Consider the following 20747-nt stretch of genomic DNA (forward strand, 5'->3'; position numbering starts at 1 on the left):
TGTTTTATTCAATAAATTCCGCCATGCTATCCCATTCACTACGCCATTCGACACCCATCTCTTTTGCTGCTTTTTTATTGATGACGAGCTTCAATTTTTGCGGATATTGTACAGGAAGTTCAGACGGCTTTTTCTTCCCTTCTAAAATGTCTGCTGCCATGACGCCTGCTTCATAGCCAATATCGTAGTAGTCAAAACCGTACGCCGCAAAACCGCCACGTTTCACGGAATCTAACTCGCCGACAAAAAGCGGTAAATCTTGATCGTTCGCGACTTGAATGACCGACTCAAGCGCTGAAACGACCGTATTGTCCGTAATGACGTAAAAACAATCGACTTTGCCAACTAACGATTCCGCCGCTTGTTTTACTTCCGCCGATGTCGACACCGAAACAGGTACGATCGTTAAGTCGGTCCCTTCCATCGCTTTTTTCACCGCATCAATTTGCGCCACAGAGTTTTGCTCGCCCGCGTTGTAAATCATGCCGACGCGATTTCCATTCACAAATTGATCAATAAATTGCACCGTTTTCGGAATGGCATCTGGATGTGTATCTGTTGTCCCTGTCACATTTCCACCCGGATTTTCCATCGATTGTACAAGCTTCGCTCCAACCGGATCTGTCACAGACGTAAAGACGATCGGAATATCTTTCGTCGCATTTAATGCACCAAGCGCGCTCGGTGTAGAATTGGCGAAGATTAAATCGACGCCATCCGCAACAAAGTTGTTGGCAATCGTTTGGTTATTGTTCATATCCCCTTGCGCGATTTGCACATCGTATTCGACTTTTAACCCTTTTTCTTCAAGCGCCTTTTTAAATCCGTTAAACGCTGCATCAAGCGACGGATGTTCAACAATTTGCGTCACACCAACTTTATATGTTTTCTCCTCGCTTTTTTCTGTTGTTGTTTTTTCTTCAGCGCATCCTGCTAGCACACTTCCTGCAAGCAACAACGCGCCACACGTCTTTAACCACTTCATTCGTATCCCCCTCACTTTTTCGCTGTTTCGCTTTTATGCGTTAAATTATACAAATATATTTTCTAAATATCAAGTCAATTCTAAAAAAAATAAGAAAAGCGCAAAGCGCCCGCCTATCGGCGAAGAGCGCACAAGCCCCACCGAGGAGGCTGTCGCCGCCGCAGTGTGGGGCGGAGCGACTCGAGCCGATGGCGCTTGGAGCTAGACATGAAACCGAAATTTTATACTTTCTCATCTTGAAAAAAAACGGTGCTCACATCGCACCGCTTTGAGAGATGACTTGTTCTTTTAATGCACGTCTTAAAATTTTTCCTGTCGTATTTTTTGGCAATTCCTCTAAAAATTCAATCGAACTTGGCACTTTATATTTCGCTAAATGCTCGCTACAATAAGCGATTAGCTGTTGTTCTGTCAACTGTTTATTTTTACTTACCACATAACATTTTACCGCCTCTCCAAAATTCGGGTCTGGCACGCCGATGACTGCCGCTTCCACGACATCCGGATGGCTGTAAAGCACTTCTTCCACTTCACGCGGATATACGTTATATCCTCCAACAATAATCATATCTTTTTTTCGATCAACGATGTAAAAATATCTTTCTTCATCCATTTTCGCTAAGTCACCTGTATATAACCAACCGTCTCGAATCGTATGCGCGGTTTCTTCTGGCATTTTATAATATCCTTTCATCACATTCGGACCGCGCACGATCAGTTCTCCGACTTCACCAACAGGCACTTCTTCTCCTAATTCATTGACGATTTTATTTTCAACGTTTATAATGCTCGTCCCGATCGAGCCCGGTTTACGCGGACGATCAAGCGGATTAAAACATGTAACTGGCGAAGCTTCTGACAGTCCGTACCCTTCGGAAACGATAACTTGAAACTTTTTCTCGAAGTTTTTCAATAACGCAACAGGCATCGATGCTCCGCCTGAAATACATAGGCGCATATGCGCAAAATCTTCCGCCTTTCCGTCTGGATATTGATATAAAAAGTTATACATCGTCGGCACACCCGCAAAAACAGTCGCCTTTTGTTCACGTGCCACTTTAAATACTTCCCCTGGGCTAAATTTCGGGAGAATAAGCACCGTTCCACCGTTCATGAGCGGGGCATTGAGCGCCACCGTCAAACAAAAGACATGAAACATCGGCAACGTCGCAATGACGCGATCATCTTCGTTTATTTTTAAGTAATCTGCGACATCTTGGGCGTTGCTGTATAAATTTTTATGCGTCAACATCGCTCCTTTTGGCTTTCCAGTCGTTCCTGATGTATATAAAATGACCGCCACATCATCATCGTGAAGCTCTGGCCCGAAGAACGGCACATCACCTGTCGCTAGCACATTTGTAAACGATTTCATTTTTTCCGGCACGACGATGCCATGTTCTTTCCCTTGCGGTGTTTCACAAATGATGATATGCTCGACATTCGGTAAACGTCCGTCAAGCTTCATAAGCGTCGGCATGACAACATCAAGCGCAATGACAACTTTCACATCGCCGTTTGTTAAAATGTAATGAATTTCATCTGCCGTATAAATGGGATTAATCGGAATCACCGTCGCCCCCGCACGCATCGCACCATATAAACTGACGATAAAATAAGGTGAATTGCCTAACAATAGCGCCACATGATCCCCTTTGTTTACCCCTAGCTTCTCAAGTCCGCTCGCAAATTTCATTATCGCGCCGTTCAGTTCACCGTACGTTGCTGACGTTTGGTCAAACATATACGCCTGCTTATCTGGCTTTTGCGTAGCTATTTGTTGTAACCGTGAAACTAAATTCATTTTCCCCACCCCTTTAGTGAATGAATGATCATTCATTTTAAAATTAAAAAAATTCTAAATGTATTATATTTTAAAATAAAAAAACAGGCAAGCGAGACATATTGAATTAAAAAAACGAGGCTTTGTCGCCCCGTATTAAAAAGATATGGATCGCATTTGGCTATCTGTGGCGCGCAGCAATTCTCCCCACGTTCGATAGCCGCGCATGCGAAATTGTTCCAACAGCTCAACGAATAAATACGCTGTCGTGAGCGCATCGCCAATGGCGGAATGTCGTTCATACATGCGTGTACCGAACGCCTGGGCATATCGCTCTAAATCGCGCATATCATATGACGGTGCAATAAAGCCAATTAAATCGAGCGTATCGATAAACGTCGGTTTGCGAAATTTCATTTTTTCGCGGCGCAATTCGTGTTTCATCACAAATAAGTCAAACGAAATGTAATGTCCGACAAAGCAAACGCTTTGTTTTTGTTCAACAAATTGAAAAAAATGTTGCAATGCTTCAATTGCCGTCGGCGCATGTTTCACCTTTTCTTCCGTAATGTTCGTCAATTCAACAATAACCGGTGGGATATCGCGATTCGGATTCACATACGTATGAAACGTTTCGTCTTCTATCACCGTCGTTCCCCTCACTTGCACCGCGCCGATCTCAATTAACCGATCCGTTGTTGCTACATCAAAACCGGTCGTTTCTGTATCAAATACGGTAAAAACAATATCATCAATCGGCGTCGATAACGGGATGTTATCATTTAACTTATAGTCAATCGCCTTTCGTAAAAAAAACACCCCTATCCCCCCTAAAAATGAGAAAATAATTGCGCCTGAAGTTGCTTTAACGTTTTTAAACTTAATATGAGTTCATCTTTTTCTCTTGTCGTCATCGTCGTAAACGATAAGACGGACGACGATTGTTTATTCGCTTTGTAATGATTCCATTTATGGCGAATGTAAATAGCTAGCACGTTTTCGGCCGCTTTTTGCACATCTTTCGCAAACGCAGGAGATAACACTTGTTTTTCCTTTAGCTTCTCAATTCGCTCAAACGGTGTGCCAGATACGATTCCATGAATGAGCCCTAAAATTTGTATGCTATGATGGTACGGAAATAACACTTCTTTTTTCATATCGATTGTTTTTCGCTCAAGCCCGAAAATCGAGCGAATCGGACGATCGAGCGTCGGAATTTCATTTTGCCTTTCCATCTCAACAAGCCGAAAAAAGAAAATTTTTGCGCGGCTTAACTGCTCACGAATTTGTTGTTCAAACGCACGATGCAAGTCGATATCGCCATATACAAATCGATACGAGAAAAAGTTTTGTGCCAACAACAAATTGTCATTTGTCGCATGAATCATCCACTCGCGCAATCGGTCTTTCCACGTTTCAAGCGAACCGCGCCATGCGTTTTCGCTCGCCATCATCTTCCCTTTGCATCGCTCATATCCCGCTTTCTCCATGACGCGCACAATCGCTTCGCCAAGCGTTGCAAAATATGAAGCGTGCTCCTCGCTTTCATACACAAGAAAATGATCTTGGTCGGTTAATAAAAACTGCTCCCTCCGTCCGCTTGATCCCATCTGGTAAAAAGCGAAACGGCACGGAGGATCTCCGACTTGTTCGATCGCTAACGATAAACAACGAAAGACGAGTCGATCGTACAGTTTCGTAATCGTATTTAAACATTGAGCAATCGGCACTTGATCGCGCAACATTGTCGCCAACAACTCGTAAATCGCTATTTTCATTTTTGATAGCGTATGTTCATCCGCATGATCAATTTGTTGAATCGTGCGCATCATGCTTTCATTTTTCTTTCGCATTAAATCTGAAAACGTCACAATCCCTTCTACTTTTCCGTCGTCGACAACAGGTAAATGTTTCACCCCACGCTCAATCATCATGGCAAGCGCATCGTAATAATACGCAAATCGTGAAATCGTCGCGACATGTTTTGTCATCACTCGTTCAACAGCCGTGTCATATGGAAGCGACTGTCCAAGCACTCGTTCAACAAGATCCGTTTCCGTTAAAATACCACATAACTGTTGGTCATTCGTCACAACGATCGAACTAATATGAGTCGCCGCCATTTTTTTTGCTGCTTCTTGTACCGTTGCCGTTGGCGGTAAAGTGACGACATCACGAACCATTAAATCTTGCACAGGAACGACAAATGATGTAGAATCGCCAAATTTCCGCGCTTGTTTGACTTGTTCAGCAAGCGACACATATACGTCTTTTAAACGGATGCACGCCTGCGCAAGCAAATAGTCATGGACGTTCGGATCATCCCATAACCGCGTTAACACAGAAAACGGCATGACAAGCACTTCGCATCGTTCCGCCGCCCGTACAGCAACGAGCTCTTCTTTTCCTTCGCTTTTCGATACACCTAAAAAATGAGCTAAGCTTGAAAATCCGATAATTCCACCTTTTTGTACGACTTCAAGCACTTCGTCATATCCTTCGTGCTCAACGTATACTTCCGCCACCCCATCAAGCAACAAAACAAGCCCTTTGCGCCGCTCATTTTTCCCTAAAATAAGATCGTCTTTTTCAAACGTCTTTCGTTCACATGCAGCGATAAGCTGTTCGATTTCACGTTGTGGCAACCCCCGAAATAATGGATGCACCGATATCCCCTCCCTTATAAAAACGGCATCTGTATACACAGATGCCTTGACATTATCTCATCCACACTTGACCGTCTTTATATGTCATTTGTTCTGGATAACGGAGGTCATATACTTCTTCTTGTACAGATTGCGAAGGCTCTTTCGTCATCAATGACACGACGACGTTTGCTGCGATCGCAGCGATTGCTCCAAAAATTCCTGCCCCTGTATCAACAATTCCTGCAACGGAAAAGCCACCGTATTTCGCCGCTAAAATGTAGCCTAACGAAACGACTAATCCGACAAGCATGCCTGCAATCGCACCTGCCGCATTTGAACGTTTCCACCATACCCCGAGCACGAGCGCTGGGAAGAACGTACTTGCCGCAATCGCAAACGCCCACGCAACAATTTGCGTAATAACACCCGGTGGATTTAATGCGACTAAACCAGCCAACACCGTTGCTGCAACGATCGAAATGCGCGCAACGAGCAAGCGATTTTGCTCTGATGCGTTCGGACGTAAAATGCGATAGTAAATGTCATGGGCAAACGATGACGAAATGGCAATCATTAAGCCACCTGCTGTCGATAACGCTGCCGCCATCGCTCCAGCTGCGACTAGACCGATAACGAACATACCAAGGTTTGCAATTTCTGGCGTCGCCATCACGACGATGTCGTTGCTAATGACCATCTCTTGCCATTGTAAAATACCGTCGCCATTTGCATCTGCAATTTGTAATTTTCCTGTGTTAATCCACTTTTCTGTCCATGCTGGCAATTCGGTAATTTTTTGACCGACGACATTTTTAATTAGGATGAAGCGTGAAAATGCTGCATACGCAGGTGCTGATAAATAAAGCAACCCGATAAATAAAAGCGCCCATGCCCCCGACCAACGTGCCGCTTTCATCGTTGATACCGTATAAAAGCGAACGATGACGTGTGGAAGACCTGCCGTTCCAGCCATTAACGTAAACATAAGAGCAAGGAACTGCCATTTGCTACCTTTTAAAAATGGATCCGTATATTGTGAAATGCCTAATTGCTGATCTAACTCTTGAAATTGACCAACAATTTTTCCGTAAGAAAGCCACGGAATTGGGTTTCCTGTCAATTGAAGCGACATGAAAACGACCGGAATTAAGTAAGCGATAATTAAAATGATGTATTGCGCTACTTGCGTCCATGTAATTCCTTTCATTCCGCCAAACGCGGCATAAAACGCAATTAATACAACACCAATCATCGTACCGACTTTCGCGTCCACTTCAAGCAAACGCCCGATAACAACACCGGAACCAGAAAGCTGCCCGATCGAATAAACGAACGAAATAATAATTGTACAAAGAGCAGCAATCATGCGAGCCGTATGGCTTTCATAACGGTCGCCGATAAACTCTGGCACCGTATAACGTCCATATTTCCGAAGCTGTGGAGCGAGTAAAAACGTAAGCAACAAATAACCGCCCGTCCAGCCCATAATATATGCAAGACCGTCGTATCCTAACAACATAATCGTACCGGCCATACCGATAAAGGATGCCGCGCTCATCCAGTCTGCTGCGATCGCCATTCCGTTTGAAAACGGAGAAATACCGCGACCTGCTACGTAGAAATCAGACGTTTCTTTCGCTTTATTGTAAATCGCAATCCCGATATATAACGCAAATGATGCAATAATAATGGATAAAGACACGAGAAATTGTGTATCCATCTTGCTCCCCCTTCCCCTTTGTTCTCTTAATGATCAAGCGCTTTTCCTGCGCTTAATTGTTCGTTTTTCTCTTCGCTAATGCCGTACTTTTTATCAATATTGTCGCTTACTTTTGCGTTAATAAACAGCAACACAATAAACGTCACAACCGCCCCTTGCGCCCCCATAAAATAATGGAACGGGAAGCCGTTAAACGTCATATTTTTAAACGACTCGGCAAACATGACGACGCCAAATGAAACAATAAACCAAATAATAAAGAAAATAACAATTAACCGCACACGCTCACGGAAATATGCATCCGCCACTTTTTTATCAATTTGTTTCAAACAAACACACCCCCAAGTTAAAAATAAATTTGACCGTTTCTAAAAATGGTGCTGGGAACGTTATGACTTCAAACAAAAAGTAAGCGAAGACTGACAAGAATGGAATGAGTAAAAAGAAAGGCTTTTGCTTACGAAAAGCAACGTACAAACTTATGACTGTAATCGCTAAGATGAGGTAAAACGCAACCAAACAAATACCCCCTTTAACTTGTAAGCGTTATCATTTTCTTTTAGCACTCACCTCCTAGTATGTGTTACTAAATTTTAAGAAAATTCTAACACAACCATATTATCTCTACTTTTTCATTCATCGTCAAGCATCTGTTCAAAAAATTTTCAAATTTTTTATTCTGTATTATAACAAAAGGGCAGCGATTCGCTACCCTTCCCATGTCCATCTTGTTTTCGCTAATTGCACATCGCCATGGAAAATCGTTTTTGCTTCAGCGACAAGTTGTTCGACGTTGCCGAAATGAGGCAAGTGCGTAAGCAACAACGTTTCAACGCCTGCATCGCGGGCGATCGTTGCCGCTTCTTCACTCGTCATATGTCCAGCTTGTTTCGCATGTTGCCCCGCGTAAAAATTGCATTCGCAAATGAGTAAATTCGCCTGGTTGGAAAAAGGAACGAACTGCGGCAAATAACTTGAATCAGCTGTGTACACGACCGTTTTTTCCCCTGCCGTGATTCGCATCGCATAACAAATGGCTGGATGCTCCGTTTCCATAAACGAAATCGTAAACGGACCGATATGAAGCGTCTCATTCGGATCGTACGCCACCGCTTTTGTCACCCCTTTATGAGCGAGGCGCGCAAATCCATCGCGATCGAGCGAATGGCCATAAATCGCCAACTCCGGCAAAGCGCCGCCTAAATTTTTCTTAATCAGTCGGGCATATTGAAGCGGGCCGATATCTGCCACGTGATCGTGATGATAATGCGATACGATGACCGCATCAATTTGTTCAATGTCAATGACGTTTTGCAGCTGCGCTAACGCTCCGCTTCCGCAGTCGACTAACAGACGAAACCCATCATGTTCGAACAAATAACACGATGTCGCTTCATTTTTTTTCGGAAATGCTCCCCAATAACCGATCACTGTCACTTTCATATGTATTCACCTTCCTATTGAAATTGTGTACACCTACACAATACCAAATTTTCGTCTTCATTTCACATATACAAATGTTATAAAACAACTATTGACAAATGTATATCTGTTATAATACAATGAGATTAACAAAAACGAAGGGGATGGGGAGTTATGTTAGAAAAAATGTCTGAATTTTATAAAAAGTTACCTCCAAAAACATGTTGTGAGTGCGGGAAAGAAATGGAAGAGCAACATGAATGTTATGGCAATGTTTGCGTCCAATGCTTAAACGTTTCTTGCTAAAGTAAAAAGCAGCCACGCTGGCTGCTTTTTACTTTAACTTATATACACGTGCTTCATACGGCTTTAGCACAACGGTTTCAATCGGTTCATGTTCATCAACCGCATAGTTGCTAATGAGCAATTGTTTTTCCGTAAACGTCACGTGTGACGGCAATGTAAATGTCGGCTGGTCGCTGCTAAAGTTTGTAATGACAAGCAGCTGTTCATCGTTGAGTTTGCGCACATATGCGTAAATTTGTTCATCGTCTTCAAGCAATAGCTCATATGATCCGTACACGATAATCGGATGTTCTTTTCTGAGACGAATCAGCTTTTTATAATAATGGAATACCGAGTTTTCATCTTTTAACGCTTGTTCAACGTTAATGTCACGATAATTCGGGTTGACATCAATCCACGGCGTGCCTGTCGTAAATCCGGCATGTTCTGTTGCATCCCATTGCATCGGCGTACGTGCATTGTCACGACCACGATAATGAATCGCTTTTAATATTTGATCCGGATCGTATCCTTTGTTCACAACGACATCGTTCCATAAATTTATCGTTTCAACGTCGCGATAATATTCGATTGACGGAAACGCAACATTCGTCATGCCGATTTCTTGTCCTTGATAAATGTATGGCGTCCCTTGCATCATATGTAGCCATGTCGCCAACATTTTTGCACTTTCGACCCGATACGTTTTATCATCGCCAAAACGAGATACGGAACGCGGTTGATCATGATTCTCTAAATAAAGCGAATTCCATCCTTTTCCGTGAAGCTCGACTTGCCACTTGCTCATAATTTTTTTCAAATCCGTCAGTTTCCACGGTTGAATATCCCATTTACCGAGATGGCTCCCCGGCTTCGAATCGACGTCCATATGCTCAAATTGAAATAGCATATTCATGACGCCGTCTTGCTCGTTTGTAAATTGAATCGCATCGTCCGTCGTCACCATCGGCGTCTCTCCAACCGTCATAATGTCGTATTTACTTAACACTTTTTCTTTCATTTCACGCAAATAGTCCATTAACTTCGATCCATTGACAAAATATTGTCCGCCCCATTGATAACGGTCATTCGGATTCGTCACCGGCGCATCTGGCAAACCTTCGACTTTTGACAACAAGTTAATGACGTCCATGCGAAATCCATCAATGCCACGGTCTAACCACCACGTCATCATGTTGAAAATTTCTTCGCGCACCTTTTCGTTTTCCCAGTTTAAATCCGGCTGTTTTTTCGAAAATAAATGTAAATAATATTCCCCTGTCGCCTCATCGTATTGCCATGCCGAACCGCTGAAAAATGATTGCCAATTGTTCGGTTCTTTTCCGTCTTTCCCCGGACGCCAAATGTAATAGTCGCGGTACGGATTATCTTTTGACTTGCGCGATTCAATAAACCAATGATGTTCATCAGACGTATGGTTCACAACTAAATCCATCACTAACTTCATGCCACGCGCATGCATTTCACGAAGCAGTTCGTCCCAATCAGATAGCGTCCCAAATTCGTCCATAATGTCTTGATAGTCGCTAATGTCATAGCCGTTATCATCGTTTGGCGACTGATAAACAGGTGACAACCAAACGACATCGACACCGAGCTCTTGTAAATAATCTAGCTTTTCAATAATCCCGCGCAAATCACCGATCCCATCCCCGTTTGAATCTTTAAAACTGCGCGGATAAATTTGATACACGACCGCTTCTTTCCACCATTGTTTCGTTTTTGGAATCGATTCCATTTCCTTTTCCCCTCTCCATTATTCTTTCACTGAACCAGACGTTAAACCTGAAACAATACGACGTTGGAATAATAATACCATAATGACGAGCGGAATCGTTACAATAACTGTCGCTGCTGAAATTTCGCCCCAAGGAATTGTATATTGCCCTTGAAACATCGCGATACCGACTGGCACCGTTTTATAGTCTTCTGCTGTGTTAATCGTTAACGCAAATAAAAATTCATTCCACGCCGCAATAAAAACGAGAATCGACGTTGTAAAAATGCCTGGTACAGCGAGCGGCAAAATCACTTTAAAATACGTTTGTAGCGGTGTTGCCCCGTCCATTTTCGCTGCTTCTTCTAAATCAAACGGAATTTTACGGAAAAACGTCACTAATAGCCAAATGGAAAGCGGCAACGCAAACGTCGTGTACGGAATAATTAATCCTAAATAACTATTCGTCAACTCAAACTTTTTCACAAACATGTAAATCGGCGAAATGGTCGCAATTTGCGGGAACATCGATACCGATAACACGATACCTAAAATGATCGACTTCCCTTTAAAATCTAGGCGCGCAATCGCATACGCGGCAAACGCAGCGACAAAGACGGTGTATACAGTCGTAATCGTCGCAATGACTGTGCTGTTCCATAAATATTTTACAAACGGATAATTGACGAAAACAGAGACGTAACTTTTTAACGTCGGATGGCTCGTAAACCAGTTAAACGCTTCTTCACCAAACAATTCGCTTAACGGCTTAATCGAACTTAATAAAATCCATAAAAATGGAAACATGACTAAAAAAACGAAAACAAATAAAAACACATAAAACAATGGACCGGCTTTCTTTTGCATCGTTGCACCTCCTATTTTCGATCAGAAATGAGGTCAGCACCTAAAAATTTAATGTAAATCGTCGAAATGATCGCTACGCAAATGAACACGATCACCGCTAACGCTGAACCGCCACCGAAGTTTGTTTGCGAGAACATCACTTTATACGCTAAAATCGAAATCGTTTCTGTCGAGTTCGCTGGTCCGCCACCTGTTAATACGAAAATTAAGTCAAATACACGGAACGCATCAAGCGTACGGAACAAAAGCGCAACGAGAATGCTTGATTTCAAAAGCGGTAACGTAATTTTGACAAACTGTTGCCACTTTGTCGCTCCGTCAATCGATGCTGCTTCGTATAAGGAGCTCGGAATCGTTTGCAATCCGGCAAGCAGCAATAATGCCATGTACGGTGTTGTTTTCCATACGTCAGAAAAAATGACGGCAAACATCGCTCCCGCACCTGTCGTTAATAGTTCACTCATATTATTGATGATGCCGATATCCGCAAAATATTTTGCGACAATCCCATTTTGTCCGTCATATAAAAACTTCCACATTAATGCAGACACCGCTGTCGGAATCGCCCACGGAATTAAAATCGTTGCCCGGACAAGTCCGCGGCCGAAAAACGCTTTATTAATAAGCAACGCAATCGCTAAACCGAGCACTAATTCAATCGAAACAGAAATGACGGTAAATACCGTTGTATTCCAAAGCGCTTTCCATAAACGAGCATCGCTTAAATAGTTTTTATAATGAGCGAGACCGACAAAGTTCGGTTCAATGACCGCTCCGCTTAGCCCGTTTGCAAGCCCTGTCAATTTGTCCCCTTGCTTCAATTGTCCGTTTTCGTTTAACGTTTTTAACGTTTGTTTCGTTTCGTTAATCGTTTTTGTTAAATGTTGTGCCGCTTGTTCATCAATAGAAACGATTTTTATGTCTTCGCTTGGCACTTCAAAATTGTTTAAAATTTCATCTATTTGCTCATATCGTTTCGCTACTTCTTCATCCGCCCGAATTTCTTCATCTACTTTTTGCAGTTTTTGTTGTATTGATGTTAACTGCTCTTTTTCATCACCCGTCGCTTGCGTTATTTCTTGTTTTAATGCGCTCATTAAAAACGGATAACTTTCTAAATATCGTTCTAAGTTTAAACTGTAATCAAGATGGAGAGAAGATTTCGCTGGGTTGTTCAGACGATAGTCAAATAAGCTGAAATAAAACGACTGAATAACCGGCCAAATGGCGACAGCTAAAATAAGCAAAAGCGATGGAGCGACAAGAATATACGCTAAACGGCGCTCCGATTTTTTTTCGTTTTTCACTCGTTGTTCCCCCTTTATGCAAAGGATTTAGCCTTCAGCGCTCATATGAGGCTGAAGGCTAACGTGTAACTACTGCATCACTGCTTTAATTTCTTTTTCCATATTCGCAACAGCTTCTTCTACTGTAATTTGTCCTGCAATTGCTTTTGATACGTTAATTTGAATAATTTCAGATACTTCTGGATAGTTTGGTACAACTGGACGCGGTACCGCTGCATTTAATCCGTTAACAAATCCTTCTTCTGCAAAGAATGGGTTCGCTTTTAACACTTCTTCGTCTTTAAATAGTTCTGGAAGCGTTGGCGCTAAACCGCCGTAAATCGCAGAAATTTTTTGACCTTCTGGACCAGTCATAAACTTCACAAATTCCCAAGCTGCTTCTTTATTTTTTGAATATGCGTTAATCGCTGTCATCCATCCACCTAATGCAGCAGCTGAACCTTTATCACCAGCAGGTAGTGGCGCAACGCCAACTTTATCAACGATTTTTGATTGCTCTGGATCGTTTGCTAATGCGTATTGGTATGGCCAGTTGCGAATAAATGGCGATTGACCTTCAATAAACGCTGTATGAGATTCTGGTTCTGTAAATGTTGTAATGTTGCTTGGCACAACGTCAGACGTTGCAATTTCAACCATTTTCTTTAACCCTTTAATTGTTTCAGGGCTGTTGACGACAACGTTGTTGTTTTCATCGACGATTTTTCCACCGTATGCCGCAATAAATTCAATCGCGTTACATACTAATCCTTCGTATTGTTTCGCTTGCATTAAGTATCCGAATTGTGTGCCGCCTTGTCCTTTAAACTCGCGAGCAGCTGCTAACAATTCATCCCATGTTTTTGGCACTTTATCTTCTGGTACAATGTCTTTACGATAAAATAATAGTCCTGTGTCAATAAATTTTGGCATCGCCCATTGTTTTCCGTCAAAGTTTCCAGCTGCAAGTGCACCTTGGTTGTATGCACTTAAATCAATGCCGTCTTTTTCGATGAAACGATCGAGTGGAAGAACATATCCAGCTTGCGCAAACTCCGCTGGCCAAATAACGTCTAAGTCCATGACGTCAATTTCCGATGATTTCGCGTTTAACATCGTAACGTACGCATCGTGCTGTGCTCCTGTGTCGGAAGGCATTTCACGAAATTCGACGTCAATGTTTGGATATTTTGCTTCAAACGCTTTTACGATTTCTTCTGTCGCTTTTGTCGCATCTTTCCCGCGAGCATACACGATTTTTACAACTTCTTCAGATTTTTTTGCATCGTCTTTTTTATCCGTTGTTTCCTTCTTGTCTGTGTCTTGACCGCCAGAACAAGCAGTTAAGCCGAGTGTAAGCGCTAACAATGCAGAAGAAAATTTCGTTGCTTTCTTCATGAAAAAATCCCCCTTATTTTTAAAATAAAATGTATGTCAAGCTTCACTTTGGTGAAGCTCGCTACCAACTGTCGATGCGCGAACAATCAGTTGAAGTGGAAATTCGTAAATTTCTTGCACATCATATTTTTTTGTTTGAATTTTTTCTATCATCACATCAACCGCTTTTTGTGCCATTTGTTTCACAGGTTGATGCACCGTTGTAATTGTCGGATTCGTTAACTCCGTAATCGCTTGATTATCAAAGCCAACGACCGCTAAATGTTCAGGGATGCGATAGCCGCACGCCAACGCTTCAGATATAATGCCAGCCGCCACTTCATCGCTTCCGGTAAATACGGCAGTCGGACGATTGGAAAGCGCCATCATTTGTCGGAATACACGCTTTCCGTCCGCAATGTGAAACGCATCGCGAAAAGCGTATCGTTCATCAAACGTAAGCTTATATTCCGCTAACGCTTTTTTAAAGCCAATCTCACGCGATTTGGCTACATTGCTTCGATAGCCACCGGAACAATACGCAATTTTCGTATGGCCTTGTTCAAGCAAATGTTTCGTCGCTATGTATCCCCCGTACACTTGATCGAGCCGAACGGTTGGAACGTTTGCACAATCGTCAAACTCGTTGCAAAGAACGATCGGTCCATACTGTAAAAAAGGCTTCAACTGTTTCCACTCATTTTGGATAGAAGCTAAAATGACTCCGTCTACTTGCTTTGTTTTTAATAAATTCATATAGTTTAATTCTTTTTCCGGCGAGTAGCGCGTTTGACAAATAATGAGCTGATAGCCATGCTCCGCTGCTGCTATTTCTGTCGCTTCTACGAGCTCACTAAAAAATGGGTTTGTAATACGAGGAATAAATAATGCTAAAATGCTCGTTTTTTGATTCCGCAAACTTCTCGCCGAAGAATTAGGCACATATCCTAGCTTCTCCATCGCTTCAAGCACGAGCTTTCGTTTCTCTTCTGACACGTACGGGTGATTGTTTATGACGCGCGAAATGGTCGTCCGTGAAAGCCCCGTTAGCTTGGCGACATCTTCAATCGTCGCCATCCTCCCATTCCCCCTTATTTCAATCGAAAAGAAACGAATGAAATCGTTTTCATGTTTATATTATACTCACATCATCTTGTATATGCAAGTTAATTTTTTTAAAATTTTTTTCATTACAAAAAAACTTCTGAAGCGTCTTACGCCTCAGAAGCTTGTTCAACAATCGTTGTAAACTGTCGACGATGTTGAATTGTAAAATACGTCATTGTTCCAGCCATCATGACGACGATAAACATAAGCAGTTTACCGACGTTTTCCCACATAAATGAGAAATCACCGCTTGAAATGACAGCTTTTAATCCGAAAACAGAATATGTCATTGGCAACCATGCATTAAATAGTTGCAACGAACGTGGAATTAACTCAAGCGGGAACGTTCCAGCGCTTGTCGTTAATTGTAAAATTAATACAACAATCCCGATAAATCGTCCAGGATCCCCAAAAACTGTAACGAGAAATTGAATGACCGATAAAAAGGCAATGCTTGTCACAATGCTAAAGATGATAAATAACGGAACGCTTTTCACTTGTAAATCGAGCCCGAACAGCAATACGCTATCAGCAAGGAGCGCTTGTAAAATACCTACGCCGATGAGTACGCCAAATTTTGCAAAAAACCAACTAAATGGTGAGCGCGGTGCTGCAGCTGGCTCGCGAAGTGGAAAGACGATTGAAAGTAAAAGAGCGCCAACAAACAATCCTAATGATAAGAAATATGGCGTAAATCCCGTTCCGTAGTTTGGCACTTTATTCATTTTTTCATTTTTTACTTTCACCGGTTCAGCAAACATGTTGTATACATCTTCATTTGCCTTCACATCGCTTGCTTTCTCCGCACCTTCTTTTAATTTACTTGCTAGTTCTTCTGAACCGTCTGTTAATTGATTCATACCATCTTGCAATTTTCCTGTCCCGGTTGTTAACTCATTCATCCCATCGGCCAATTGTTGCGAACCGTCAGCCAATCGATGCGCACCATCTTGAAGTTGATCGGCACCGTCCGCAAGAACTTGCAATCCAGAAGCGAGCGTTTTGCCACCGTGAGCGAGCTTCGCTGTTCCTTGCTCCGCTTCTTTCATTTTTTCATGTAACGTAGTCATGCCTACAACAAGCTTTTCTTGACCGCTCGCAAGCGCATTCGCACCATCTGCCAACTGTTGTTGTCCCGCAAGCAGTTGATTCACGCCACCTTCGAGAGCGATATGCCCTTCATGCAACTGCTTTGCTCCATGACTTAACGATGTTGCTCCTGCTTGCAACGCCTTGGCGCCATCGTTTAACTGTGCCACTCCGTTTTCCACTTGCTTGCTTCCTAACGACAATTGCACAACGTTTTGTTTTAGTTGCTCATATACTGCTTTTTGCGCTGGATCTGACGTTTGCGCAATGAGGGCATCAAGTTGAACAGCTAACTTCTCTAACCCTCCTGCCACTTGAGTAGCACCTGTTTGAACTTGCGTAGCTCCTTGTTGCCACCCGGAAAGCGATGTCGCTAATTTTTCTGCTCCCCCGCTTAATTGCTCCGAACCTTGCAACAGCTGCGGCATACGTTCATCAAGTGCTTTCACTCCTTCAAGCACACGATTGGCCCCAGAAGCAAGCTTTGCCGTCCCTTCTTTTGCTTGTTGCGCTCCAACAACTAGCTGTCCTTGCCCATCAACCATGCGCTTCATTCCGTCATGAAGCGTTTGAACACCTGTTTCCACTTGCATCGAACCGTCAGCTGCTTGATGCAATCCGTCGGTAAATGCGATCGATTTCTCCGCAAGTGTCGCTAAATGGCGATACAATTCATTTGAACCATCTTGCGCTTGTTTCATGCCATCGTACAGTTTATTCGTTCCTTCGCTTGCATCAACGAGTCCATCATGCAACTTTTCTGCTCCATCGCTCGCTTTTGTTAGTCCATCTGCCAACGTTTTTACTTTGTCAAACATGTTTTCTGCGTACGTTTCAGTTAATGTTTTTGCGACTTCCGTTTTTATTTTTTCAACCGCCGTTGCGCCAATTTGGGCAGATAAAAAGTTAAATCCTTCATTTGGTTTGTAAATGAGTTGCAGTTTTTTCGGATGATCGTCTTGTAACGTTGTGGCATGTTGTGAAAAATGTTCAGGAATTTCAATGAGCATATAATATCGTTGTTCTTTTAACCCTTTTTCTCCTTCTTGTTCACTTACAAAATGCCAATCAAACTTCTTCTTTTCTCTCAACTTGTCAACAAGATCGTCACCAATACGAAGCTCTTCTCCTTCAAACGTTGTTCCTTTGTCTTTGTTTACAACGGCGACAGGTAAATCATCTAAATGATCGTACGGATCCCAAAACGCCCATAAAAACATGCCGCTATATAAAAGCGGAATAAACAACACAGCGATAATCGGAATGAGCACTTTCCGATTGGACGTGACCGCTTTTATTTCTTTCATCAACAATTGAAATGTATGCATATGCTCAACCCCCTTTTTTAAAATATTGACCAATTTGTTCATTTAGTCATTTCTTACAAAAAAGAGAAGGATCATCACCGAGATAATCCTTTTAACAAATACAAATGAAACAGTTCGGCAATTTTTTGTTGTGATAACGGCTCGTGCTCCTTCTCCCAATCAACGTTTAAAGCGATATACATTTTAAACATTAAAAACGCCGTTAACTCCGCATCGCACGAACGAATTTCCCCTTTTGTCATCGCCTCTTCAATCTTTTCACGAACGTAAGCGATCATTTCACGATCAAGCCGCTTCATGACGTCTCGTACAGCTGGCGTGCCAATATCACGAACTTCTTGTAAAAGTTTTATCGTCAGCTCATGCTCTTTGCGAAACGTAAAAATACGTTGCAAAGCGCGTTGTACGTTTTCGTTAAACGATAAGCGCTGATCAATCGCTACATCTGCTTCACGCTTAATTTCAGAAATGATGGAAGAGACGATTTCTTCAAGTAGCTCTTCTTTACTTTTGAAAAACGTATAAATCGTTCCTTTCCCAACGTTCGCCATTTTCGCTACTTGATCCATCGTTGTCGCCTTATAACCGAACAGCGAAAACGACTTCGCTGCCGCTTCAATAATTTGTTTTCTTTTTTCTGACATAGGCGTTCATCCTTTATTTTGACTAAATGAACATTTTGGTCATTTCGTTTTAAATCATAACATACATCACATGCACTTGCAATAGAAAAGGTGCCTTATTTAAGAAGACACCTTTTCCTTCGCGTAACATAAATAGTGCAACACTTTTTTTACCGCTTCTTCCCCTTGATCGATACAATCTGGAAGACCGAGACCTTCATACGAACTTCCTGCTAAAAAGATGCCAGGAAGCTGTTGTTGCATATTTTGTTTGACGCGCTCGATTCGTTCGCGATGGCCGACAATATATTGCGGCATCGATTGTTTCCAACGCGTCACGATCGAAAACATCGGTTTCGTCGTTATGTTCATTACTTTATTTAAATCGTCCATCACCACTTGAACAATATCATCGTCTGTTTGGTCGACAATCGCTTCATCTCCAGGGCGCCCGACATAACAGCGCAACAACACGTAGCCTTCCGGTGTCGTATGCGGCCATTTTTTATGCGTCCACGTACATGCAGTAATCGTATAGTCGCTATCCCGCGAGACGACAAATCCCGTTCCGTTCATATCTTTTGCTACCGCCTCTTTCGGAAAGGCTAATGCGACCGTGGCCACAGATGTAGATGGCATCGTTTCAAAAGAAGAAAACATCGTTTCATTTGGAAAAAGCGATGACAACGATTGATGCGGAACCGCAACGATGACGCTATCCGCTTCTTTTTTCTCCCCATTGCTTAACGTTAACACGTATCGGTCATCTACCTTTTCAATCCGCTCGACACGTATCCCTTTATGCACGGTTCCTTTTTCGAGCTTTTGCTCTATGGCATCAACGAGCGATGACAACCCTGTTTTTAACGTTTGGAAAATGCCTTTTTCGCTCTTTTGCTTCGTTTTTTGCTTTGGCATTGATCGTTTCATACCTAGCACGAGGCTTCCGTGCTTTTGTTCTAAATGGAAATATTGAGGAAATGTCGCCATTAAGCTTAACTGATCGATATCCCCAGCATAAATACCCGATAATAAAGGCTCAATTAATCGATCGACAACTTCATTGCCGAGACGCCGACGGAAAAACTGACCGAGCGACACGTCTCCTTCCGCTTTTAACGGTGGCAACACAAAGTCAGCAGCGGCACGAAGCTTGCCAACCGGAGAAAAAAGACGCGTCACGACAAACGGGGCAAGCTTTGTCGGGATCCCCATCACCGCTCCGCCCGGAATCGGATGTAGCGTTCGATTCACTAAAATGTACGATTGCCCGGCCGTGTTATGCACAAGCTCTTTTTCAAGCCCGACTTCATGAATGAGACGAGAAGCGCTCATTTTTCGTGCTAAAAAAGAGTCTGGACCGCGTTCAATAACAAACCCGTCGCGATACACCGTTTGCACTTTTCCGCCAAGTCGATGGCTCGCTTCAATTAATTCACACGAAATCGGTATATTATTTTCTCGCGCTTCTTTTTGCAAGTAATACGCAGCCGTTAATCCCGTTATTCCACCGCCAATAATGACGACTTTCTTTTTCATAACGACCAGCCTTCTTTACGTAAATGGTTTAAAACAACGGTTGCAAGGGCGTCAATAAACTGTGGATGCGCATTCGGCATCGGTGGACGATAGTAACTTACCCCTAATTCGTCCGTTACTTGCTTGCATTCAATGTCGTTATCGTATAACACTTCTAAATGATCTGCGACAAATCCCGCTGGAACATATACAAACGCCTCGTATTTCTTTTCTTCGTATAATTGCCGTGTTAAATCTTGCACATCAGGGCCTAGCCACGGCTCTGGCGTATTCCCTGCACTTTGCCATCCGATCACATAGTCAGAAACGCCTGCTTCTCTCGCAATCAAGTCCGCCGTTTCTTGTAGCTGTTGCGGATACGGATCGCCCATAGCAATAATTTTTTCAGGCAAGCTATGCGCTGACACGATTAACATCGCTTTGTTGCGCTCTCGTTCAGACATCGCCGCATACGTTTCTTTCACTCGGTCGGCCCAATATTGAATAAATTTTGGCTCAGTATACCAACTTTCCACACACGTCAATGTCGGTCCACCTAAACGCGCCGCTTCTTCTTTCGCTCGTCCGTTGTACGATTTGATGCTAAACGTCGAAAAATGTGGGGCTAATACGATCGAAACCGCTTCTTCAATGCCGTCTTCATGCATTTGCCGAACAGCATCTTCAACGAACGGTTCAATATGCTTCAACCCTAAGTATACGCGAAATTTAACGTCATCTTGCACTTCATTCAGCCGTTCAGCAAGCTTTTCCGCCTGTTGTTTCGTAATGGCCGCAAGCGGAGAAATCCCCCCGATCGCTTCATAGCGTTCGCGAAGATCGGCCAACATTTCTTCCGACGGTTTACGACCGTGTCGAATATGCGTATAATATCGCTCTAAATCTTCCTCTTTGTATGGCGTACCGTACGCCATGACAAGTAGTCCCATGACTTTTTTTGACATCGTTCA

General features: G+C 42.9%; 18 protein-coding genes. 1 reads left to right on the forward strand and 17 read right to left on the reverse strand.

Annotated features, from left to right (window positions below):
- Window positions 1-4: 4 nt before the first annotated feature.
- The 8 genes from JV16_RS05020 to JV16_RS05055 all read right to left on the reverse strand — a co-directional run bounded on the left by JV16_RS05020 (window position 5) and on the right by JV16_RS05055 (window position 8579).
- On the reverse strand, window positions 5-985 hold the full coding sequence (locus JV16_RS05020; protein WP_021093966.1) for an ABC transporter substrate-binding protein: 981 nt from the start codon (window positions 983-985) through the stop codon (window positions 5-7).
- A gap of 253 nt (window positions 986-1238) precedes the next feature.
- Window positions 1239-2789 (reverse strand): fatty acid--CoA ligase family protein, encoded by a 1551-nt coding sequence (locus tag JV16_RS05025; RefSeq protein ID WP_021095290.1) that lies wholly within the window; start codon window positions 2787-2789, stop codon window positions 1239-1241.
- A gap of 135 nt (window positions 2790-2924) precedes the next feature.
- Window positions 2925-3587, reverse strand: coding sequence for a 3'-5' exonuclease (locus tag JV16_RS05030; protein ID WP_021095291.1), 663 nt, complete (start codon window positions 3585-3587; stop codon window positions 2925-2927).
- Window positions 3588-3598: 11 nt separating this feature from the next.
- On the reverse strand, window positions 3599-5434 hold the full coding sequence (locus JV16_RS05035; RefSeq protein WP_021095292.1) for a DUF294 nucleotidyltransferase-like domain-containing protein: 1836 nt from the start codon (window positions 5432-5434) through the stop codon (window positions 3599-3601).
- A 52-nt stretch (window positions 5435-5486) separates the two neighbouring features.
- On the reverse strand, window positions 5487-7136 hold the full coding sequence (locus tag JV16_RS05040; RefSeq protein ID WP_021095293.1) for a sodium:solute symporter family protein: 1650 nt from the start codon (window positions 7134-7136) through the stop codon (window positions 5487-5489).
- 26 nt (window positions 7137-7162) lie between these two features.
- A complete protein-coding gene (locus tag JV16_RS05045; protein WP_021095294.1) occupies window positions 7163-7465 on the reverse strand; it encodes a DUF4212 domain-containing protein in 303 nt (100 codons plus the stop codon).
- Window positions 7452-7655: a hypothetical protein gene (locus tag JV16_RS05050; protein ID WP_021095295.1), complete on the reverse strand. Its 204-nt coding sequence runs from the start codon at window positions 7653-7655 to the stop codon at window positions 7452-7454. Before JV16_RS05050 ends, JV16_RS05045 begins: the two co-directional genes overlap by 14 nt.
- A gap of 189 nt (window positions 7656-7844) precedes the next feature.
- On the reverse strand, window positions 7845-8579 hold the full coding sequence (locus JV16_RS05055) for an MBL fold metallo-hydrolase (protein WP_021095296.1): 735 nt from the start codon (window positions 8577-8579) through the stop codon (window positions 7845-7847).
- Between the two features lie 153 nt (window positions 8580-8732).
- Between JV16_RS05055 and yhfH the strand changes: the two genes are divergently transcribed.
- Complete coding sequence (gene yhfH / locus JV16_RS15125) at window positions 8733-8864, forward strand: protein YhfH (protein ID WP_021095297.1); 132 nt, start codon at window positions 8733-8735, stop codon at window positions 8862-8864.
- A gap of 28 nt (window positions 8865-8892) precedes the next feature.
- Here the strand turns inward: yhfH and JV16_RS05060 are convergent, their stop codons facing one another.
- From JV16_RS05060 to hemH, 9 genes are all read right to left on the reverse strand, one after another.
- The gene (locus tag JV16_RS05060) at window positions 8893-10602 is read right to left on the reverse strand and encodes a glycoside hydrolase family 13 protein (protein ID WP_021095298.1); all 1710 of its coding nucleotides are present in this window, start codon (window positions 10600-10602) and stop codon (window positions 8893-8895) included.
- 18 nt (window positions 10603-10620) lie between these two features.
- Window positions 10621-11448, reverse strand: coding sequence for a carbohydrate ABC transporter permease (locus JV16_RS05065; RefSeq protein WP_021095299.1), 828 nt, complete (start codon window positions 11446-11448; stop codon window positions 10621-10623).
- Window positions 11449-11459: 11 nt separating this feature from the next.
- Complete coding sequence (locus JV16_RS05070; RefSeq protein ID WP_021095300.1) at window positions 11460-12755, reverse strand: ABC transporter permease subunit; 1296 nt, start codon at window positions 12753-12755, stop codon at window positions 11460-11462.
- Window positions 12756-12824: 69 nt separating this feature from the next.
- On the reverse strand, window positions 12825-14132 hold the full coding sequence (locus JV16_RS05075; RefSeq protein WP_021095301.1) for an ABC transporter substrate-binding protein: 1308 nt from the start codon (window positions 14130-14132) through the stop codon (window positions 12825-12827).
- Between the two features lie 36 nt (window positions 14133-14168).
- Window positions 14169-15188, reverse strand: a complete 1020-nt coding sequence (locus tag JV16_RS05080) for a LacI family DNA-binding transcriptional regulator (protein ID WP_021095302.1) — start codon at window positions 15186-15188, stop codon at window positions 14169-14171.
- A 137-nt stretch (window positions 15189-15325) separates the two neighbouring features.
- On the reverse strand, window positions 15326-17635 hold the full coding sequence (locus JV16_RS05085; protein ID WP_021095303.1) for a YhgE/Pip family protein: 2310 nt from the start codon (window positions 17633-17635) through the stop codon (window positions 15326-15328).
- 74 nt (window positions 17636-17709) lie between these two features.
- Complete coding sequence (locus JV16_RS05090; protein ID WP_021095304.1) at window positions 17710-18279, reverse strand: TetR/AcrR family transcriptional regulator; 570 nt, start codon at window positions 18277-18279, stop codon at window positions 17710-17712.
- 99 nt (window positions 18280-18378) lie between these two features.
- The gene (hemY, locus tag JV16_RS05095) at window positions 18379-19797 is read right to left on the reverse strand and encodes a protoporphyrinogen oxidase (RefSeq protein ID WP_021095305.1); all 1419 of its coding nucleotides are present in this window, start codon (window positions 19795-19797) and stop codon (window positions 18379-18381) included.
- Complete coding sequence (hemH, locus tag JV16_RS05100) at window positions 19794-20741, reverse strand: ferrochelatase (protein ID WP_021095306.1); 948 nt, start codon at window positions 20739-20741, stop codon at window positions 19794-19796. The genes hemY and hemH overlap by 4 nt, the downstream gene beginning before the upstream one ends.
- Window positions 20742-20747 lie beyond the last annotated feature (6 nt).

It is taken from the genome of Anoxybacillus ayderensis (assembly GCF_000833605.1).
GTDB classification, from domain to species: domain Bacteria; phylum Bacillota; class Bacilli; order Bacillales; family Anoxybacillaceae; genus Anoxybacillus; species Anoxybacillus ayderensis.

What these genes read in the sequence shown, in the direction of transcription:
- JV16_RS05020 (WP_021093966.1), bottom strand. Translation starts at nt 985, where the DNA reads ATGAAGTGGTTAAAGACGTGTGGCGCGTTGTTGCTTGCAGGAAGTGTG.
- JV16_RS05025 (WP_021095290.1), bottom strand. Translation starts at nt 2,789, where the DNA reads ATGAATTTAGTTTCACGGTTACAACAAATAGCTACGCAAAAGCCAGAT.
- JV16_RS05040 (WP_021095293.1), bottom strand. Translation starts at nt 7,136, where the DNA reads ATGGATACACAATTTCTCGTGTCTTTATCCATTATTATTGCATCATTT.
- JV16_RS05055 (WP_021095296.1), bottom strand. Translation starts at nt 8,579, where the DNA reads ATGAAAGTGACAGTGATCGGTTATTGGGGAGCATTTCCGAAAAAAAAT.
- yhfH (WP_021095297.1), top strand. Translation starts at nt 8,733, where the DNA reads ATGTTAGAAAAAATGTCTGAATTTTATAAAAAGTTACCTCCAAAAACA.
- JV16_RS05060 (WP_021095298.1), bottom strand. Translation starts at nt 10,602, where the DNA reads ATGGAATCGATTCCAAAAACGAAACAATGGTGGAAAGAAGCGGTCGTG.
- JV16_RS05065 (WP_021095299.1), bottom strand. Translation starts at nt 11,448, where the DNA reads ATGCAAAAGAAAGCCGGTCCATTGTTTTATGTGTTTTTATTTGTTTTC.
- JV16_RS05075 (WP_021095301.1), bottom strand. Translation starts at nt 14,132, where the DNA reads ATGAAGAAAGCAACGAAATTTTCTTCTGCATTGTTAGCGCTTACACTC.
- JV16_RS05080 (WP_021095302.1), bottom strand. Translation starts at nt 15,188, where the DNA reads ATGGCGACGATTGAAGATGTCGCCAAGCTAACGGGGCTTTCACGGACG.
- JV16_RS05085 (WP_021095303.1), bottom strand. Translation starts at nt 17,635, where the DNA reads ATGCATACATTTCAATTGTTGATGAAAGAAATAAAAGCGGTCACGTCC.
- JV16_RS05090 (WP_021095304.1), bottom strand. Translation starts at nt 18,279, where the DNA reads ATGTCAGAAAAAAGAAAACAAATTATTGAAGCGGCAGCGAAGTCGTTT.
- hemY (WP_021095305.1), bottom strand. Translation starts at nt 19,797, where the DNA reads ATGAAAAAGAAAGTCGTCATTATTGGCGGTGGAATAACGGGATTAACG.
- hemH (WP_021095306.1), bottom strand. Translation starts at nt 20,741, where the DNA reads ATGTCAAAAAAAGTCATGGGACTACTTGTCATGGCGTACGGTACGCCA.